Annotated in this window: 13 protein-coding genes; all 13 read left to right on the plus strand. The window is 68.2% G+C overall.

Translation table 11 applies throughout. From position 1 onward, the window contains the following. The first annotated feature begins 119 nt into the window (after positions 1-119). The 13 genes from LG3211_RS10470 (at position 120) to LG3211_RS26360 (ending at position 18,921) form a co-directional block, all read left to right on the plus strand. On the plus strand, positions 120-2,048 hold the full coding sequence (locus tag LG3211_RS10470) for a DUF3857 domain-containing transglutaminase family protein (RefSeq protein WP_057942794.1): 1,929 nt from the start codon (positions 120-122) through the stop codon (positions 2,046-2,048). Between the two features lie 119 nt (positions 2,049-2,167). Continuing rightward, positions 2,168-2,905 carry a 4-hydroxy-tetrahydrodipicolinate reductase gene (gene dapB / locus LG3211_RS10475; RefSeq protein WP_083512446.1) on the plus strand — a complete coding sequence of 246 codons (738 nt, stop codon included), beginning with the start codon at positions 2,168-2,170 and terminating at the stop codon, positions 2,903-2,905. 689 nt (positions 2,906-3,594) lie between these two features. After that, positions 3,595-4,722: a glutamine-hydrolyzing carbamoyl-phosphate synthase small subunit gene (carA, locus tag LG3211_RS10480; RefSeq protein ID WP_057942796.1), complete on the plus strand. Its 1,128-nt coding sequence runs from the start codon at positions 3,595-3,597 to the stop codon at positions 4,720-4,722. Continuing rightward, positions 4,722-5,168: a DUF6973 domain-containing protein gene (locus LG3211_RS10485; protein ID WP_057942797.1), complete on the plus strand. Its 447-nt coding sequence runs from the start codon at positions 4,722-4,724 to the stop codon at positions 5,166-5,168. Before carA ends, LG3211_RS10485 begins: the two co-directional genes overlap by 1 nt. Positions 5,169-5,175: 7 nt before the next feature. After that, positions 5,176-8,421 carry a carbamoyl-phosphate synthase large subunit gene (carB, locus tag LG3211_RS10490; protein WP_057942798.1) on the plus strand — a complete coding sequence of 1,082 codons (3,246 nt, stop codon included), beginning with the start codon at positions 5,176-5,178 and terminating at the stop codon, positions 8,419-8,421. A gap of 487 nt (positions 8,422-8,908) precedes the next feature. Beyond that, positions 8,909-9,373: a transcription elongation factor GreA gene (greA, locus tag LG3211_RS10495; RefSeq protein WP_484502508.1), complete on the plus strand. Its 465-nt coding sequence runs from the start codon at positions 8,909-8,911 to the stop codon at positions 9,371-9,373. Between the two features lie 30 nt (positions 9,374-9,403). Further along, a complete protein-coding gene (locus LG3211_RS10500) occupies positions 9,404-10,351 on the plus strand; it encodes a hypothetical protein (RefSeq protein WP_057942800.1) in 948 nt (315 codons plus the stop codon). Positions 10,352-10,388: 37 nt separating this feature from the next. Then, the gene (gene recJ, locus LG3211_RS10505) at positions 10,389-12,119 is read left to right on the plus strand and encodes a single-stranded-DNA-specific exonuclease RecJ (protein WP_057942801.1); all 1,731 of its coding nucleotides are present in this window, start codon (positions 10,389-10,391) and stop codon (positions 12,117-12,119) included. Positions 12,120-12,387: 268 nt separating this feature from the next. Next, complete coding sequence (locus tag LG3211_RS10510) at positions 12,388-14,238, plus strand: ATP-binding protein (protein WP_057942802.1); 1,851 nt, start codon at positions 12,388-12,390, stop codon at positions 14,236-14,238. A gap of 60 nt (positions 14,239-14,298) precedes the next feature. After that, positions 14,299-16,590, plus strand: a complete 2,292-nt coding sequence (locus tag LG3211_RS10515; RefSeq protein WP_057942803.1) for a tetratricopeptide repeat protein — start codon at positions 14,299-14,301, stop codon at positions 16,588-16,590. Between the two features lie 224 nt (positions 16,591-16,814). After that, positions 16,815-17,852, plus strand: a complete 1,038-nt coding sequence (locus LG3211_RS10520; protein WP_057945399.1) for a glycosylasparaginase — start codon at positions 16,815-16,817, stop codon at positions 17,850-17,852. A gap of 8 nt (positions 17,853-17,860) precedes the next feature. Then, the gene (locus LG3211_RS10525) at positions 17,861-18,589 is read left to right on the plus strand and encodes a copper homeostasis protein CutC (RefSeq protein ID WP_057942804.1); all 729 of its coding nucleotides are present in this window, start codon (positions 17,861-17,863) and stop codon (positions 18,587-18,589) included. A gap of 170 nt (positions 18,590-18,759) precedes the next feature. After that, positions 18,760-18,921, plus strand: a complete 162-nt coding sequence (locus LG3211_RS26360; protein ID WP_187313168.1) for a hypothetical protein — start codon at positions 18,760-18,762, stop codon at positions 18,919-18,921. Positions 18,922-18,931 lie beyond the last annotated feature (10 nt).

Genomic DNA, 18,931 nt, shown 5'->3' on the forward strand with positions numbered 1-18,931 from the left:
CCCCAACGGCCGCGACACGTATCTCAAAATGCGAAGTGATGTGGTAGAACTTCTGCGCGCCCGCCGACCGGCGCAGCGGCTGCGGCCGCTCACCCACACATGGATCAGGGGAAGAAGGGATGCACACCACCACACTGCGGCTGTTCGCCGTCACCGCGCTGGCCCTGGCGAGCGCGTCCGCGCTGGCGCAGAACGCCGCGCCGGCGAAAACTGCGTCTGCCGCCAAGGCCGCCGCCAAGCCCGAAGCCGCCGACGAAGCGCCGGCGCGGGTCGAGCGCCAGCACATCAGCTACACCGTCCAGGCCGACGGCTCCTACATCGAGCAGCGCGAGTCCGCGCTGAAGGTGCTGCAGGCGCCGGCGATCGAGCGCGCCAAGCACGAGTCGATCAGCTACAGCGCCAGCATCCAGACCCTGGAAGTGACCGAGGCCTACACCCGCAAGGCCGACGGCCGCCGCGTCGATGTGCCCAAGTCGAATTTCCAGGTCGAGACCAACGAAGGCCGCGCCGGCGGCGGGCCGGCGTTCTCCGACATCGCCACCACCAGCCTGGTGTTTCCCGATGTCGAAGTCGGCGACACGGTGGTGGTCAATTACAAGCTGATCGGCAAACAGCCGATGTTCGATCGCCAGTTCTCGGTGCTCGACAACGTCAGCGCGAATTCCTACCAGGGCGACTTGAAAGTCCGGATCGATACGCCGGCCAGCCTGTGGTCGCAGAACCGGACCTTCGGCGCGATGAAGCAGGTGCGCGATGAGACCGTCGGCGACCGTCATATCGTCGAATGGACCTACCAGAACCTGACGCCGGCGAAAGACACGCGCCGCGATTATTCGGTTTACAAGGTCGAGGATTTCCCCGGCTACGCGTTCTCGACCTTCCGCAACTACGGCCAGATCGCCGCCGCCTACGGCGAACGCGCGCTGCCCAAGGCCGCGCCGACGCCGCGCGTGCGCAAGCTGGCGGACGAAATCGCCGCCGGCAAGAAAGATCAGCGCGAGGTGGCGAAGGCGCTGTACGAGTGGGTGTCCACCAACATCCAGTACGCCGGCAACTGCATCGGCCTGGGCGCGGTGGTGCCGCGCGATCAGGAGTTCGTGCTCGACAACCGCATCGGCGACTGCAAGGACCACGCGACCTTGCTGCAGGCCTTGCTCGCGGCCAAGAACGTGCCGGCGACGCAGGCGCTGATCAATGCCGGCAACGTCTATCAGCTGCCGGATATCCCGGTCGCTTCCAGCGTCAATCACGTGCTCAATTATCTGCCCGGGCTGGATCTGTACGTGGACGCCACCGCCAAGGGCATTCCGTTCGGCGATCTGCCCGTCGCGGTCGCCGGCAAGCCGGTGCTGCGCGTGGATCAGCCCGAATTGAAGGCCGCCACCGCGCCGTTGTCGTCCAAGCGCAATCGCCAGCGCATGGTCACCGATCTGATCGTGCAGGAGGACGGTTCGGTCAAGGGCAAGGTCGAGGTCGAGCTGGAAGGCCAGCCGGCGATCGAAACCCGCGCGGCGTTCCGCAAAGTGCGCGAGAAAGACTCGCAGGAGATGATCAAGAAGTACTTCGAGGCCGGCGGCTTGAGCGCGCAGGGTTCGTTCACTCAGGACGATCCGCAGGCCTTGCTCGACAAGCATCGCTACAGCGCGCAGTTCGAGGTCAAGCAGATGCTGCCGGTGCCGGGCGCGTTCCCGGTCGCGCCGCTGTTCTTCAATCCCATGCCCGTGGCCACGTTCGCCAGCTCGGCGCAGTACGACGACAGCGTGTACGAAAGCGAAGGGCAGTGCATCGGCGGGCGTTCGGAGGAGATCTACCGGATCGAGTTTCCGGCGACGATGAAGGTGATCGCGGTGCCGCCGGATGCGCGCCAGGAATGGGAGGGTTCCAGCTACGAGGCCAAGTACACGCTCAAGGGCAATGTGCTGGAAGCGCGGCGGGTGATCGTGGACGCCAGCCAGGGGCCGGTGTGCACGCAGGCGCACAACCGCGGCTACCAGCAGTTCGCGAAGAAAGTGCTGCCGAATCTGAAGGCGCAGTTGGTGTATCAGTAAGCGCGGAGCGTGCCGGCGCGGTGCCGCGGCGATCGCGCTTTGAGGCAAGCCACGACCGGCGCCGCGCTTTTCGCGCGCGGCGCTTGTCGCCAAGGGCGCGCAGCGGCTAGCCTGCGCGCATGAACGAGCCCACCAAGACCCCGATCAAACTCCTCGTCCACGGCGCTTCCGGGCGCATGGGCCAGGCTTTGTTGCGATTGGCCGCCGAGCGCGCCGATCTGAACGTCGCCGCCGCGTATTCGCGATCCTCGCCGGCGCAGCGGGTGATCGACGGCGTCCCGCATTTCGCCACCGCCGAATTGTCCGGCGCGCCCGAGTTCGACGTGGTCATCGACTTCAGCCTGCCGCAGGGCTTCGACCCGGTGCTGGCCTTGTGCGCGCAGCGCGGCAAGGCCCTGGTGTCGGGCACCACCGGCTTGAGCTCGGCGCAGAACACCGCGATCAACGACGCCGCCTCGCGCATCGCGGTGGTATGGGCGGCCAACTACAGCCTGGGCGTGGCGGTGCTGACCGAACTGGTGCGCCGCGCCGCGGCGGCGTTGCCGGGCTGGGACTGCGATGTGATCGAAGCACACCACACCCGCAAGCTCGACGCGCCGTCGGGCACCGCGCTGCACCTGGGCGCCGCCGCCGCGATCGGCCGCGGCGAAGAGCCGCACTACGCCAGCCTGCGCGCCGGCGACATCGTCGGCGAGCACACCGTCCAGTTCGCCTCGGCCGGCGAGCGGCTGGAGCTGATCCATCGCGCGACCAATCGCGACATCTTCGCCCGTGGCGCGCTCGAAGCCGCTCTGCGCGTGGCTCACCAGGCGCCCGGCCGCTATGGGCTGGCGGAGTTGATGTTTCCGAATCTGTGACCGCGCATGCCGATGCGTCCTTCTCCCGCTTGCGGGAGAAGGTGCCCGGAGGGCGGATGAGGGCCGCTTCAGGCCGGCGGCTTGCAGCGAGCCGCACGTGAACGCGAACGCCCATGGGGCATGGCGGGGAGGCGGCCAGGGGAGGGCTGACCGCCGTTTGCTGTGAAGCAAGAGCAAATCCCCCTTGATCCCCCTTTTTCAAAGGGGGAAACAAACCGGGTTTCCGGAGATAGGAGAGATTTGCAGGGTGAGGGTTTCCAAAAGCGGGCGAATTTGAAGCGGGAGGCAACATGAATAGCCTACGCCAAGCCACCCGGAGCCCCCGCCCAACCCCCTCCCCACGCCACCCCGAACCCGTAGCCAACCCGTCGCCCACCCAAAGCCCGTGCTGTTCCCCCCTTTGAAAAAGGGGGGCAGGGGGGATTTGCTCCTGCCGACCCTCCCCAGCGCAACGAATCTCACAGCCCCCAAACACCCCACACAAAGCTGAAGCCAAGCCCGCGCCCGCACAGAAATCCTTCCGCATCGCCACATTGAGGCTGGCGCCCGGGGCCCATCGTCGCTAGAATTCCGGCTCGCCTGAACCCCGCCCGCCGGACCGGTCCCGCACCGCGTCCGCGCTTTGCTGCAAGTCGGTTTTGCCGATGTCGCGCTCGGGGTCAGATCCTTCGGCAGCCAAGGCGACCCCCGTGACCCAACCCGCAATCCTCGCACTCGAAGACGGAACCGTGTTCGAGGGCGTTTCCGTAGGCGCGCCCGGCCTCAGCGTCGGCGAAGTCGTATTCAACACCGCCATCACCGGCTACCAGGAAATCCTCACCGATCCCTCGTATGCGCGCCAGCTGGTCACGCTGACCTATCCGCATGTCGGCAATACCGGCATCACCGCCCAGGACGACGAAGCGCATCAGGTCTGGGCCTCGGGCCTGATCGTGCGCGACGTGCCGCGCCGCCCCAGCAACTGGCGCAGCCAGATCGCCCTGCCGCAGTGGCTGTCCGATCGCGGCGTGGTCGCGATCTCCGACATCGACACGCGCAAGCTGACCCGTCTGCTGCGCGACACCGGCGCGCAGAACGGCGCGCTGATGGCGGGCGAGATCGACGTCGAAAAAGCGCTGGAAGCCGCGCGCAAGTTCCCCGGCCTGAAGGGCATGGACTTGGCGAAGGAAGTCTGCACGCGCGAGCGCTACGAATGGACCGAAGGCCAGCTCGATCTGGACCGCAACGCTTTCGTTAGCGCCGAATCGCGCTTCCACGTGGTCGCGTACGACTTCGGCGTCAAGCTCAACATCCTGCGCATGCTCGCCGAGCGCGGCTGCCGCGTGACGGTGGTTCCGGCGCAGACGTCGGCCGCCGACGTGTTCGCGCTGAAACCCGATGGCGTGTTCCTGTCCAACGGCCCCGGTGATCCGGAGCCCTGCGATTACGCGATCGCGGCGATCAAGGAATTCATCGCCAGCAAGATTCCGACTTTCGGCATCTGCCTGGGCCATCAACTGCTCGGCCTGGCCTCCGGCGCGAAGACGCTGAAGATGAAGTTCGGCCACCACGGCGCCAATCATCCGGTGCAGGACCTGGATTCCGGCCGCGTGATGATCACCTCGCAGAACCACGGCTTCGCCGTCGATGAAGCCACGCTGCCGGCCAACGTGCGGGTGACCCATCGCTCGCTGTTCGACGGCAGCAACCAGGGCATCGCCCTGACCGACGCGCCGGCCTTCAGCTTCCAGGGCCATCCGGAAGCCAGCCCGGGTCCGCACGACGTGTCGCCGTTGTTCGACCGCTTCGTCTCCATGCTCGAGCAGGCCAAGGCCTGATGAGCGCCGCGCCGGCCTCGCCGCCGCGCCGACGCCGCTGGCGTCTGCGCGTGCTGGCGGTGCTGGTCGCGCTCGGCGCGTATCCCGCCTTCGTGATGATCGCGGTGTACTCGCAGTGGTTCGCCGCGGATCTGCCCGGCGGACGCAACGGCCCGGCCGATGCGTACCGCCACAGCCTGGCCAGCGCGATCGTCGCCTACACCCTGTCGCCGCGCTGCGTCGGCTGGGTGACCGCGGTGATGGAACGAGGCGGGCAGGGCAACGCGAGCCGGGCGATGGACGCCCACAACAACGCGATCGGCGCGCATCTGGGCGCCTCCGCTGAAAACTGGACCGCGATGCAGCGCGAGGTTCGCGCCGCGGTCGATCATGGGGCGATCGATGCGCGATCGCCCGAGCAAATCACCTGGCGCGCCCCCGAGGCGTGGCAGGACCGACTTTACTGAGGACGACATGCCCAAGCGTACCGACATCAAAACCGTCCTGATCATCGGCGCCGGCCCGATCGTGATCGGCCAGGCCTGCGAGTTCGACTACTCCGGCGCGCAAGCCTGCAAGGCCCTGCGCGACGAGGGCTATCGCGTGGTGCTGGTCAACTCCAATCCGGCCACGATCATGACCGACCCGGACATGGCCGACGCGGTCTACATCGAGCCGATCAACTGGCAGACGGTCGAGAAGATCATCGCCAAGGAAAAGCCCGACGCGCTGCTGCCGACCATGGGCGGCCAGACCGCGCTGAACTGCGCGCTCGACCTGGCCGACAACGGCGTGCTCGAGAAATACAACGTCGAGCTGATCGGCGCCAAGCGCGACGCCATCCGCATGGCCGAAGACCGCGAGCTGTTCCGCGTGGCGATGGCCGAGATCGGCCTGGAATGCCCCAAGGCCGAAGTCGCGCGCACCTTCGAGCAGGCGGTCGATATCCAGACCCGCGTGGGCTACCCGACCATCATCCGCCCCAGCTTCACCCTCGGCGGCAGCGGCGGCGGCATCGCCTACAACAAGGAAGAGTTCGAAGAGATCGCCAAGCGCGGCCTGGAACTGTCGCCGGTGCACGAAATCCTGGTCGAGGAATCGGTGCTGGGCTGGAAGGAATTCGAGATGGAAGTGGTCCGCGACACCGCGGACAACTGCATCATCGTGTGCTCGATCGAAAACTTCGATGCGATGGGCGTGCACACCGGCGACTCGATCACCGTCGCCCCGGCGCAGACCCTCACCGACAAGGAATACCAGCGCCTGCGCGATGCTTCCATCGCGGTGCTGCGCAAGATCGGCGTGGACACCGGCGGCTCCAACGTGCAGTTCGGCATCAACGCCCAGGACGGCCGCGTGGTGGTGATCGAAATGAACCCGCGCGTGTCGCGTTCCTCGGCGCTGGCCTCGAAGGCGACCGGTTTCCCGATCGCCAAGATCGCCGCCAAGCTGGCGATCGGCTACACCCTGGACGAGCTGCGCAACGAAATCACCGGCGGCGCCACTCCGGCTTCGTTCGAGCCGAGCATCGATTACGTCGTCACCAAGATTCCGCGCTTCGCCTTCGAGAAATTCCCGCAGGCCGATGCGCGCCTGACCACGCAGATGAAGTCGGTCGGCGAAGTCATGGCGATGGGCCGCACCTTCCAGGAATCGCTGCAAAAGGCGCTGCGCGGCCTGGAAACCGGCAAGGTCGGCCTGGACCCGACCGGCCTGGATCTGGGCAGCGAACTCGACATGATCAAGCTGCGTCGCGAGCTCAAGGAGCCGGGTCCGGAGCGCATGTTCCATATCGGCGACGCGTTCCGCGCCGGCATGAGCGTGGAAGACGTGCACGCGCTGTCGTTCGTCGATCCGTGGTTCCTGGATCAGATCGAGGAACTGATCGCGACCGAGGGTGAAGTGGCCGACGCCGGCCTGGCCGCGCTCGACAAGGCGCGCATGCGCGCGCTCAAGCGCATGGGCTTCTCCGACGCGCGCCTGGCGCAGCTGACCGGCACGGACGAAACCGCGGTGCGCACCTTGCGCCGCGCCCTGGGTGTGCGTCCGGTCTATAAGCGCGTGGACTCGTGCGCCGCCGAGTTCGCCACCACCACCGCCTACATGTACTCGACCTACGAGGACGAGTGCGAATCCAACCCGAGCAACCGCGACAAGATCATCGTGCTCGGCGGCGGCCCGAACCGCATCGGCCAAGGCATCGAGTTCGACTACTGCTGCGTGCACGCCGCGCTCGCCCTGCGCGAGGACGGCTATGAAACCATCATGGTCAACTGCAATCCGGAGACCGTGTCCACCGACTACGACACCTCCGACCGCCTGTACTTCGAGCCGCTGACGCTGGAAGACGTGCTGGAAATCGCCGACCTGGAAAAACCCAAGGGCGTGATCGTGCAGTACGGCGGGCAGACTCCGCTGAAGCTGGCGCGCGCGCTGGAAGCCAACGGCGTGCCGATCATCGGCACCACGCCCGACAGCATCGATCTGGCCGAAGACCGCGAGCGCTTCCAGAAGCTGGTGCAGGAGCTGGGCCTGGCCCAGCCGATCAACCGCACCGCGCGCAATCCGGACGAAGCCCTGGCGCTGGCGAACCAGATCGGTTACCCGATGGTGGTGCGCCCGAGCTACGTGCTCGGCGGCCGGGCCATGGAAATCGTCTACTCCGACGCCGACCTGACCCGTTACATCCGCGACGCGGTAAAGGTCTCCAACGACTCGCCGGTGCTGCTGGACCGCTTCCTCGACAACGCGGTGGAAGTGGATGTGGACGTGATCGCCGACCGCGAAGGCCGCGTGCTGATCGGCGGGGTGATGGAGCACATCGAGGAAGCCGGCGTGCATTCGGGCGACTCCTCGTGCTCGCTGCCGCCGTATTCGCTGTCGCCGGAAACCCAGGAGCGCCTGCGCACGCAGGTGATCGCCCTGGCCAAGGCGCTGAAGGTCGTGGGCCTGATGAACACCCAGTTCGCGATCCAGACCGACGCCGAAGGCAAGGAAACCATCTTCCTGATCGAAGTGAATCCGCGCGCCTCGCGCACGGTGCCGTTCGTGTCCAAGGCCACCGGCATGGCGCTGGCCAAGATCGCCGCGCGCTGCATGGTCGGCCAGACCCTGGCCTCGCAAGGCGCACTGGAAGAAATCGTGCCGGACTACTACTCGGTCAAGGAAGCGATCTTCCCGTTCGCGAAGTTCCAGGGCGTGGACCCGATCCTCGGGCCGGAGATGCGCTCCACCGGCGAAGTGATGGGCGTGGGCAAGAACTTCGGCGCGGCGATGGCGCGCGCGCAGGAAGCCGGCGGCATCAAGGCGCCGCCGGTGGGCAAAGCCTTCATCTCGGTGCGCGATCCCGACAAGCAGCGCGTGCTGCCGGTGGCGCAGGAACTGGTGCGCCGCGGCTTCACCTTGGTTGCGACCAGCGGCACCCAGAGCTTCCTGAGCGAGCACGGCGTGGCCTGCGAGGTGATCAACAAGGTCACCGAAGGCCGCCCGCACATCGTCGATCTGATCAAGAACGGCGAGATCGTCTACATCATCAACACCACCGAAGGCCGCCAGGCGATCTCCGACTCGTTCTCGATCCGCCGCGAAGCGCTGCAGCAGCGCGTCACGTACTCGACCACGGTGTCGGGCGCGCGCGCGCTGGTGGGCTCGCTGGACTACCGCGGCACCGGCCCGGTGTGGTCGCTGCAGGAACTGCACGCGCAGATCGGCGCGGCTTGATGGGGTGGGGGGCCGGGATGGCGCGGTTGCGTCGTCCCGGGCTGCGTGCGCGGTCCGGCTCGCCGCGCACCTTCCCAGCCGTCATTCCCGCGAAGGCGGGCTCCGCTTTACTTCGGCGGAGCCGAACATCCAGAGCCTTCAGAGCCATCCTTCCAATCCGTCATTCCCGCGAAAGCGGGAATCCAGAGCCTTCAGCGCCATCCTTCCAGTCCGTCATTCCCGCGAAAGCGGGAATCCAGGGCCTTTCGTGCGAGAACGCCTGAAGTCGCTGGATGTTCGGCTCCGCCGAAGTAAAGCGGAGCCCGCTTTCGCGGGAATGACGGCTTCGGGGGAGGCGCTGAAGTCGTGGCCGCCGGCCCCCGCAGGCAGGATGCCTTCCGCGCAGGTTCCCGGCACAATGGCCCCAGGCATCGTCGAAACATCCGCGTCGGGCGCTCAAGGATTGCCCGGCGACGCACTACAGAGGAAACAAGGAATGAGAGCACCCATCACGGCCAAGGGCGCGCTGCGTTTGCGCGCTGAGCTGGAAGAACTCAAGTCGGTCAAGCGGCCGGCGGTGATCAACTCGATCGCCGAAGCGCGCGCCCACGGCGATCTCAAGGAGAACGCCGAGTACCACGCCGCGCGCGAACAACAAGGTTTCATCGAAGGCCGCATCAAGCAGCTCGAAGCCGAGCTGTCGCACGCGGAAATCATCGACATCAGCAAGCTCAACGCCGGCTCCAAGGTCGTGTTCGGCGCCACCGTCGAGCTGACCGATGTGGATACCGACGAGGAGCGCACCTATCAGATCGTCGGCGACCTGGAAGCGGACATCAAGCTGGGCCTGATCGCGATCTCCTCGCCGGTGGCGCGCGCGCTGATCGGAAAGAACGAGGGCGACAGCGTCGAGATCCAGGCGCCCGGCGGCGTGCGCGAGTACGAAATCGTCAGCGTCAGCTACAACGGCTGATCCGTTGACCGCGTCCGCAGGCCTGCCCGAATGAACCGCATCAGCCTGTTGCTGCCCGAGCGAGCGCGCTTCGGCGGCCAGCGCCTGAGCGAGGACATCGGCCGGCGCATCGGCCGCGCCGAGCGCGGCGTGGAAGCGGGCGATCAGGCCGCGCGCGTGTTCGACATCCTGCCGCGCGGCTGGCCGGTGGCGGCGGTGTCGCGCCAGCGCGACGTCGGCGACGGCGCGCACGGCGCGTGGCTGCGCGCCGACCCGGCTTATGTGCGGCCCGACATCAACGGCGCGCGCCTGCTCGCCTATGGCGACGCGCTGGCGCTCAGCGAACGCGACAGCGCCGCGTTGCTGCCGGCGCTGCGGCCCTTGTTCGGCGACGCCGGTTTCCCGCTCGACGCGCCGGTGCCGACGCGCTGGTATCTGTCGCTGCCGCGCGAAACCCGATTGCCGCGCTTCGCTTCGCCCGAGCAGGCGCTCGGCGAAGACATGTTCCAGCACCTGCCCGGCGGTGAAGGCGAAGGCAGCGAAGGCCGCCGCTGGCGCGCGCTGCTCAGCGAGGCGCAGGTGGTGCTGCACAATCATCCGCACAACGCCCAGCGCATCGCCGCGGGCCTGGCGCCGATCAATTCGCTGTGGTTCTGGGGCGCGGGCGTGTTGCCCGATCACGTGCGCACCGCTTATGCGCAGGTGCTCAGCGACGACGAAGCGCTGACCGCGTTCGGCGCCCAAGCCGGCATCGCCGTCGGCGCGCTGCCGAACCAATGGACGGCCAGCGCTGGCGAGGGCGAAGCCTTGTTCGACCTGCGCGCGGCGCGCGACCTCACGCCCTTGCAGCGCGACTGGCTGGAGCCGATCGCGCGCGCCCTGGACGCCGGCGCGCTGGAACGCGTGGCGCTGGCCTTCGCCGACGGCGAACGGTTCGAACTGGCGCGTTCGCAGCGCTGGCGGTTCTGGCGCAAACCCTTGCGTTCGCTGCTCGATTGATGCGCCCGACGCCCATCGTGCGCGAGGCCTTGTGGCCATGAGCCCTGCCGCGACGAAAACCGCCGCGCGCCTGCGCCGTCGCGAGCCCGCGGGCGAGGGCGACTGGCCCGACTCGATGTCGCCGCTGCTGCGCCGCATCTACGCCGCGCGCGGCGCCACCTGCCTGGAGCAGGCGCAGCCGCGGCTGGCGCAGTTGCTGCCGCCCGACGGCATGCTCGGCCTGGACACGGCGACGCAGTTGCTGTTCGACGCGATCGCCGCCGATCGCCACATTTTGGTGGTCGGCGATTTCGATTGCGACGGCGCCACCGCCTGCGCGGTCGGCGTGCGCGGCCTGCGCATGCTCGGGGCCAAGCGGGTGTCGCATGCGGTGCCCAACCGGATCGTGCACGGCTACGGCTTGTCGCCGGCCTTGGTCGAGGAATTGGCGGGGCTGCAACCGGATTTGCTGGTCACGGTCGATCACGGCATCGCCTGCCACGCCGGCATCGCCGCCGCGCGCGAACGCGGCTGGCAGGTGTTGGTCACCGATCACCATCTGCCCGGCGACCATTTGCCGATGGCCGACGCCATCGTCGATCCGAATCAACCCGGCGACGCGTTTCCCAGCAAGATGCTGGCCGGCGTCGGAGTCATGTTCTACGTACTGCTGGCCTTGCGCCGGCGCATGCGCGAAGCGGGGTTGTTCAAAGATGCCGGCCCCGATCTGACCGTGCTGCTGGATCTGGTCGCGGTCGGTACCGTCGCCGACCTGGTTCCGCTGGACGCGAACAATCGCGCGCTGGTCGCCGCCGGGCTGCGCCGCTTGCGCGCCGGCCAGGGCAGCGCCGGTCTGCGCGCGCTGATCGAAGTGTCGCAGCGCGATTACCGCCGTCTCACCGCCGCCGACATCGGCTACGCGCTGGCGCCGCGGCTCAACGCCGCCGGCCGCCTGGAGGACATGGCGCTGGGCATCGAATGCCTGATCACCGACGACGCCGTGCAGGCGCGCTACATCGCCTCCACGCTCAACGACATCAACGCAGAGCGCCGCGCGGTGCAGCAGCAGATGACCGATGAGGCCGAATTGGCCTTCGCCCGCGTCAGCATCGACGCCCAGGCCGCGCCGCTGGCGCTGTGCCTGTTCGATCCCGACTGGCATCCCGGCGTGGTCGGGCTGGTCGCCTCGAAGATGAAAGAGCGCCTGCACCGGCCGGTGATCGCCTTCGCCCCGGCCGAACCGGGCAGCGACCAGTTGCGCGGCTCGGCGCGTTCGATTCCCGGTTTCCATATTCGCGACGCCCTGGCCGACGTGGCCGCGCGCCATCCCGATCTGATCGAACGCTTCGGCGGCCATGCCATGGCCGCGGGCCTGTCGCTGCGGCAGGACGCGTTCGAAACCTTCCGCGGCGCGTTCGAGCAGTGCGCGCGCGCGGCGCTGACGCCCGAGTTGCTGCAGGCCGACGTGCTGAGCGACGGCGAACTCGCCATCGCCGAGTTCGACCGCGCCCACGCCGAATCGCTGCGCGACGCCGGGCCCTGGGGCCAGGGCTTCGCCGAGCCGCAGTTCGACGGCGAGTTCGAAGTGCTGTCGTGGCGCGTGGTCGGCGAGCGCCATCTGAAACTCGAACTGGGCCGCGACGGCCTGCGCTTGAACGCGATCGAGTTCGGCGGCTGGGATGGCAACCGGCCGCCGCCGTGGGTGCGCATCGCCTATCGCCTGGAGCCGGACGATTATCGCGGCGGCAACGCGGTGCAGCTCGTGGTGGTCCACCGCGAAGCGCTGTAGCCGCTTTTGCGGAAAGCTTTTGTGGGAGAGAGCTTTAGCCCCGAAGCTTTTCGATCAGCCTTCGGTTTGCTTGAAGTCATGCGGACCACTGATCGAAAAGCATCGGGGCTAAAGCTCCCTCCCACAAAACCCCCTCCCACAAAGCCCCCGCGACGCTTTGCGTATTCCCGCCAATGCATTCGCCGGCGCGGCGACACGCGGCGATACGCTGGGAGCGATCCGGCATCCCTGCTAAGTTAGCCGCTCGATCGAACAGGAGCGACTCGTCTTGGAAGGCAATCCGGCACAACTGCGTACCGCCGGCGTGGACTTGGGCGGATTGATGACGGTGCTGGGCCAGCACTTGTACTCGACACCGCTGGTCGCGCTGCGCGAACTGGTGCAGAACGCGAACGATTCCATCGTCCGGCGCCGCCTGGAAGATCCCGCCGCGCCGACCGCGCCGCGCATCACCGTGGTCGGCGACATCAGCGCGCGCACGGTGCGGGTGATCGACACCGGCACCGGCCTGACCGAGTCGGAAATCCATACCTATCTGGCCACCGTCGGCGTGGGCTACACCCGCGGCCTGCGCCAGGGCCAGGCCGCCAGCGAAGAGCTGATCGGCATGTTCGGCCTGGGGTTCCTGTCCGCGTTCGTGATCGCCGAACGGGTCACCGTCACCACCACCTCGTTCCAGCAGCCCGATCGCGGCTGGCGCTATCAATCCAGCAACGGCGAGCAATACAGCCTGGCCGCGGCGCCGGCGCGCGAGATCGGCACCGTGGTCGAGCTGGCGCTGCGCGAAGAACACGCGCGCCTGGCCGGCGAGGACTACCTGGCGCGCGTGCTCGGCCGTTACTGCGCCTTGCTGCGCGTGCCGATCTACATCGGCGATGCGGCCGAGCCGCTCAATCCCGAGCCGCCGCCGTGGCGCGGCGACAGCGACAGCGTCAGCGAACATCCGGTGCAGGCGCGCAAGCGCCAGCTGCGCTTCGCCAGCCGCTTCGAGCAGCAATTCGAACCGATCTGCGCGATGCCGGTGCCGGCTCTCGCCGGCGAGAGCGATCCGCGCGGCCTGCTGTGGGTGCAGGACGGCGGCACCTACGGCAACAGCGACAATCGCAATCTGTCCGTGTTCGTGCGCGGCATGCTGCTCGACGACGACGCGCGCGACCTGTTGCCGGGCTGGGCCGGATTCGTCGGCGGCGTGATCGAGTCCAGCCGGCTGATGCCCACCGCCAGCCGCGAAGACCTGCAGCGCAACGAGGCCTACCGCAGCGCCCAGCACGCCATCGCCGAATCCCTGATCGGCGGGTTGGCGGCGGTGGCGCGCGAGCAGCCCGAAGCCTGGCGGCGCATCCTCAATCGTCACAACGAGGCCCTGCTCGGCGCCGCGCTGTGCGATGCGCGGTTGTTCGAGTTGCTGGCCGAAGAAGTGCGCGTGCCCAGCTCGCACGGCGATCTGCGCGCCAGCGCCTTGCGCCGCGAAGGCGCGATCCATGTCGGCCTGAGCACCGGCGGGTTCGAGGACATGCTGTTCCGCATGCTCGGCGTGCCGGTCGCGCGCGGCGACCGTTACGCGGTGCTGCCGTTCCTGCGGCAATGGGTGCAGCGCCACGGCGGCCGCCTGATCGAGATCGGCACCGAGCAGGGCAACCGCCAGCTGTTCACCGAACTGGGCCTGCCGGACGCCGAACTGGACTGGCTGCGCGAGACCTTGGCCGACGGCGAAAAAGTCGTGCCCGCGCGTTTCGCCCCGGCCGAACTGCCGCTGATGGTGGTGCCCGATCGCGAGGCCGAGCTCAAGCGCCGGCTGGAAAGCGACGAAGCGGACAAGCGCATTTCGATGACCGCGCTGCGCCTGGTGCGCGGCTTCACCGCCGGCATCGACGGTTCGGCCCAGGCGCGCTTGTACGTCAACCTGGACAACCCGGCGATGCGCGCGTTGCTGGCGACGATGCGCGCCGATCGCGCCGCCGCCGAACCTGCGGCGCGTTTGCTCAAGGCGATCAAGCAACTGATGGAAACCCATAACGATGCCGACGGCCACGGCCACCGGCTCAACGGCGCGCTGGCGGCGATCGGCGACAGCGTGCTGCGCCTGCTGCCGGCCGCGGCGGGCCAGGCCGGCGATTGATCCGGCGAAGCTTCGCCATGCACGATAGCCAAAACACCAACAGCTAAGTAGAGAGACGATATGGACATCTTCGATTGGATCGAAGACCTCAGCGAAGAACTGCGCGAAGCCGGCCAGTACCGCGTGGTCGAACTCATCAACCGCATTCCGCACGAACTGCACGACAACCACCCCGAGCGCGTCGAGGCCATGCTGCCCGAGGCGCTGGCGGCGGCGCGCGCGCTGCAGAACCCGTGGCTGGAAGTGTTCTTCCGCCACTGGGGCCTGCAGAACCGCATGCGCAATCTGGCCGAGGGCGAGAAGGCGCTGCCCGAGGCGGTGTCGCTGCTGGAATTCGCCCATCGCGACGAAACCCAGCAATGCCCGCAATCGGTGTGCGTGACCCAGGACATCGCGATCTGCTACGGCAACGTCGACGGCCCGGGCTGGGTGCCCGAGCGTCTGGCGCTCAGCGAGGAAACGCTGGCGCGGATCGAGCCCAGCCGCAACTGCTACGACTGCATCAGCCGCGAATACGCGCTGGCGCTGATGGACGGCGGGCGCGCGGATGAGGCGGTGACCTATCTGCAAGCCCAGGCGCGCAACATGCTGCGCGACGGCGGCGAGCCCGGCGTGGCCTATCGCGAAACCCAGGCCGGCGCCTTGTTCCGCGCCGGCCGCTGCGAACAGGCACTGGCCGCGTTGGATGCGATCGAAGAAGAGGAACTCGACGACGACGACGACGGCGACCGCCTCAGCCGCGCGACCTTCCGCGCGCTGATTCTGGCCAGGCTCGGCCGCATGGACGAAGCCTGGGACGCGCTGCCGCCTTACGGCCCGACCGTGGTGCCGTTGCTGTATCCCAACTGGTCCGAAGCGGTCGCGCTGATCGCGGCGGCCAAACCCGAACACAACCATTGGCGGCTCGGCCGCCTGCTCGCCACGATGGTGAGCCACATGGATCGCGTCGGCGCGCACCGGCGCTGCATCGAACTGGCGCTGCGTCACGGCGAACTGGCGCTGCTGCGCAAGGCCGGCTGGACCGCGCGCCGCGCTCTGGCGATCGCCCGTCGTCATCTGCCGTTGCTGCGCAGCGACCTGGGCGCGGGCGAGCTGATCGCCGCCTTCGCCGCGCGCGTGGACGCGCTGGACGCCGCCGCCGTTCCGAGCATGCCCGCCGAAGCGGTCTACGAACACGTGCGCGACGATGAAGGCTCCGACCCGGAACAGGACATCGAACTGCTGCTCGCGGCATATCGCGAACGCCCGGACGACGGTCCGCTGGCCGGGCTGCTGGGCTCGGCGATGATCGCCTGCGGCTCGCGCGAGGACGCGATCGCGCATCTGTGGGAGTTCGTGCGCCGGCATCCGCAGTCCGAGGACGCGCCGGCGAGCCAGTTGCTGGAGCAGTTGCTGGACCACGGCGAGGCCGAAGCCGAAATCGGCCGGCTCGCCGCGCTGGTCGAGCCGGAGCGGCCGGCGTTCGCGCATTGGTGCCGCGCGCAGCTGGCGTTCGCCCGCGAACGTTGGAGCGAAGTCGGCGAGCACGTCGAACGCCTGCTGACCCACGTGCCGGATGCGAACGGCGCGCGCCGGTTGTGGGCGAGGGCGGCGATGGCGAATCAGGATTTCGACCGCGCCGTGGGCTTGTACGCGGCCTTGGCCGAACAATCGGAAGAACCCGGCGGCGACGACTGGGATCTGATGTCGGCCGCCAGCGCCGCCGGCGATTGGCCGGCGGTGCGGCGCAGCGCCGCGCGCCTGGGCATGCAACTGAGCAGCGAGGACGGGCCGGTACGCGAGTCCTGGGGCTGGCTGCGCCTTCGTTACGAGCACGACGGCGAAAGCTACGACTGCCTGGGCAGCCGTACCGGCCCGGTGACCGCCGAAGTGGTCACCGTGGCGGCGCCGGGCCGGCCGCAGCACGTGCGCGACGAAGTCGTATTCGACGCCGCGCCGCTGGAGCAGGCGCCGGAAGACGAGGCCGAGCGCGAACACTGGCTGACGCCGTTTCGCGTGGTGCACACCCGCCGTCGCGCCGATTACCGCAGTTGGTTCGTCGATGGCGCGCACCCCGGCGAATCCGCGTTCGAAGCGATGCGCGAGGCGCTGGAAGCGCAGCAATGGTCGGTGTGGGTGCGCAGCGGCGACGACTATCGGGTGCGCGATCCGAAGCAGGACGAAGACGCTGCGTTGCCGGGTCTGTATTTCTTCCTCGCCACGCCGCCCCAGGTCGCGCCTTCGCAGGTCGACAGCCGCTTGCTGGAACTCACCGCCGGCTGGGAGCACCCGTTGAGCTGGCTGCAACTGGCGGAACAGGCCGGCGCCGATACCGGCCGGCACGAGGCCATCGTCGAGGCTTACGGGCTGTGAACGGCTGAATCGGAACGGCCGCGATCTTGCGCATCGCGGCCGTCTTCATCGCGCGTCCATGAGGCATGCGGCGCCGCGCCGCCGCGGACATCGCTGCGGCTTTTCGACAAGTTCAGACAATGGCAAACCCGCATAAGCGGCGGGGGCAACTTGCGCCGGCCCGTGTCGGCGGCTAGCGTGTCGGCGGTCCGCGCTGCATGCGCGCCGCCTTCGAGCCGATCGTCATGACCTCTCGCCGCCGTTTCCTGCAAAGCTCGCTGTTGGCCGCGGGCGCCGCCGCCTTGCCCGCGTTGGGCGCGGAAAAAAACACCGCCGTCTCGACCGCCCGGCCCGCCGCCGCGAGCGGCGCGCGCGTGGTGTCGACCTGGGATTTCGGCGTCGGCGCCAATCAGGCGGCGTGGCCGGTATTGGCCGATGGCGGTTCGGCGCTCGATGCGGTCGAAGCCGGCGCGCGCTGGGCTGAGGCCGATCTGTGCAACAACACGGTCGGGCGTTGCGGCAATCCCGATCGCGACGGCGTGCTGACCCTGGACGCCAGCATCATGGACGGCGACGGCCGCTGCGGCGCGGTCGCCGCGCTGGAAGACATCGCCCATCCGGTCACGGTCGCGCGCCGGGTCATGGAACGCACGCCGCATGTGCTGCTGGTCGGCGCGGGCGCGCAGCAGTTCGCGATCGAACAAGGCTTTCCCAAACAGCCGCTGTTGACCGACAAGGCGCGCGCGGCCTGGAACGAATGGCGCAAGACTTCGAAGTACCAGCCGCAGATCAACGCCGAGCGGCTCGATCAGGCCAAGCCCGGGGACAAAACCAATCACGACACCCTCGGCATCCTCGCCATCGACCGCAGCGGCAAGCTCGCCGGCGCCTGCACCACCAGCGGCATGGCCTGGAAGCTGCATGGCCGCGTCGGCGACAGCCCGATCGTCGGCGCCGGTCTGTACGTGGACAACGAAGTCGGCGCCGCCACCGCCTCGGGCGTGGGCGAGGAAATGCTGCGCAATGCGGCCAGTTTCCTCGTGGTCGAGCTGATGCGTCAGGGCCGCGGCCCGGACGAAGCCTGCCGCGAGGCCATCGACCGCCTGGTGCGCAAGCGCCCGCAGGCCAGCAAGACTTTGCAGGTGTGCTTCCTGGCGATCAACAAGCACGGCGAAGTCGGCGCGCATGCGCTGCATCGCGGTTTCGTCTACGCGGTGTGCGATGCGAACAAGCGCGACGCGCTGCTGGATTCGCCGTCGGTCTACACCACGCAACAGACCTGAGTCCGGCGATGACGCGAAAACTGCTGGAAATCTCCGCCAATTCGTTGGCCTCGGCGCTGGCCGCGCAGGCCGGCGGCGCCGACCGGGTGGAGCTGTGCGAGAACCTGCGCGAGGGCGGCACCACGCCGTCGTACGGCACCCTCGCGGTCGCGCGCGATCGCCTGCGCATTCCCTTGTATGTGCTGATCCGCCCGCGCGGCGGCGATTTTCTTTACGACGAAAACGATCTGGCGGTGATGCGCGCCGACGTCGAAACCTGCGTGCGCCTGGGCTGCGACGGCGTGGTGATCGGTGCGCTGGACGCCGACGGCGCGGTCGATGCCGGCGTATGCGCTGAGCTGATCGCGGCGGCGGGCTCGCTCGGCGTCACCTTTCATCGTGCCTTCGACGCCGCGCGCGATCGCGCCGCGGCGTTGGAAGCCGTCATCGCCCTGGGTTGCGAACGCATCCTGACCTCCGGCGGCGCAGTCGATGCCGAGCAGGGCGCCGACCACATCGCCGCGCTGGTGGCGCAGGCGGCTGGACGCATCGCGCTGATGGCCGGCGCCGGCGTCACCGCGCACAACATCGCCGCGCTGGCGCAACGCGCGCAGGTCGGCGAGTTGCATGCTTCGGCCAAAGCGCCGCGCGTGTCGGCGATGCGTTATCGCAACGATGGCCTGGCCGGGTTGTCGCCGGATTGGGTGCAAAGCGACGCGGACATCGTCCGCGCGTTGGCGCAAGCGCTCCGCGCCTAGCGGCCGACATCCGCACGCCAACGCAGTTCGCGGTTTCCGCTCCGATTAGCGCGGCGTAAGAGCTGCCGCGCGCGACCATCGGCGTGAATGCGATCACGCTTGCGTACTGTGACGAATGACTTGCCAGCGTCGCACTGAATTCATTCGCGCCGAGATGCGCGGAAACGAACGTGTCCGTGGCGATCCGATGCGCGATGAATGCTGCGTATTCGATGCGCATAAACCACGATCGCGTCGAACGCTTCGCGCTACCGCTGTGCGATCAGACCTGGATCACGCGGATAATCGGCATGCGCCTGCGTAACGGCGAATTCGCGGTTGCCGCGAACTGACAGCGCTGCT

The organism is Lysobacter gummosus (genome assembly GCF_001442805.1).
Lineage (GTDB): Bacteria > Pseudomonadota > Gammaproteobacteria > Xanthomonadales > Xanthomonadaceae > Lysobacter > Lysobacter gummosus.

Excerpts from the sequence above, each read along its gene's own strand:
- LG3211_RS10470 (WP_057942794.1), top strand. The coding sequence starts at position 120 with ATGCACACCACCACACTGCGGCTGTTCGCCGTCACCGCGCTGGCCCTG.
- dapB (WP_083512446.1), top strand. The coding sequence starts at position 2,168 with ATGAACGAGCCCACCAAGACCCCGATCAAACTCCTCGTCCACGGCGCT.
- LG3211_RS10485 (WP_057942797.1), top strand. The coding sequence starts at position 4,722 with ATGAGCGCCGCGCCGGCCTCGCCGCCGCGCCGACGCCGCTGGCGTCTG.
- carB (WP_057942798.1), top strand. The coding sequence starts at position 5,176 with ATGCCCAAGCGTACCGACATCAAAACCGTCCTGATCATCGGCGCCGGC.
- LG3211_RS10500 (WP_057942800.1), top strand. The coding sequence starts at position 9,404 with ATGAACCGCATCAGCCTGTTGCTGCCCGAGCGAGCGCGCTTCGGCGGC.
- recJ (WP_057942801.1), top strand. The coding sequence starts at position 10,389 with ATGAGCCCTGCCGCGACGAAAACCGCCGCGCGCCTGCGCCGTCGCGAG.
- LG3211_RS10515 (WP_057942803.1), top strand. The coding sequence starts at position 14,299 with ATGGACATCTTCGATTGGATCGAAGACCTCAGCGAAGAACTGCGCGAA.
- LG3211_RS10520 (WP_057945399.1), top strand. The coding sequence starts at position 16,815 with ATGACCTCTCGCCGCCGTTTCCTGCAAAGCTCGCTGTTGGCCGCGGGC.
- LG3211_RS10525 (WP_057942804.1), top strand. The coding sequence starts at position 17,861 with ATGACGCGAAAACTGCTGGAAATCTCCGCCAATTCGTTGGCCTCGGCG.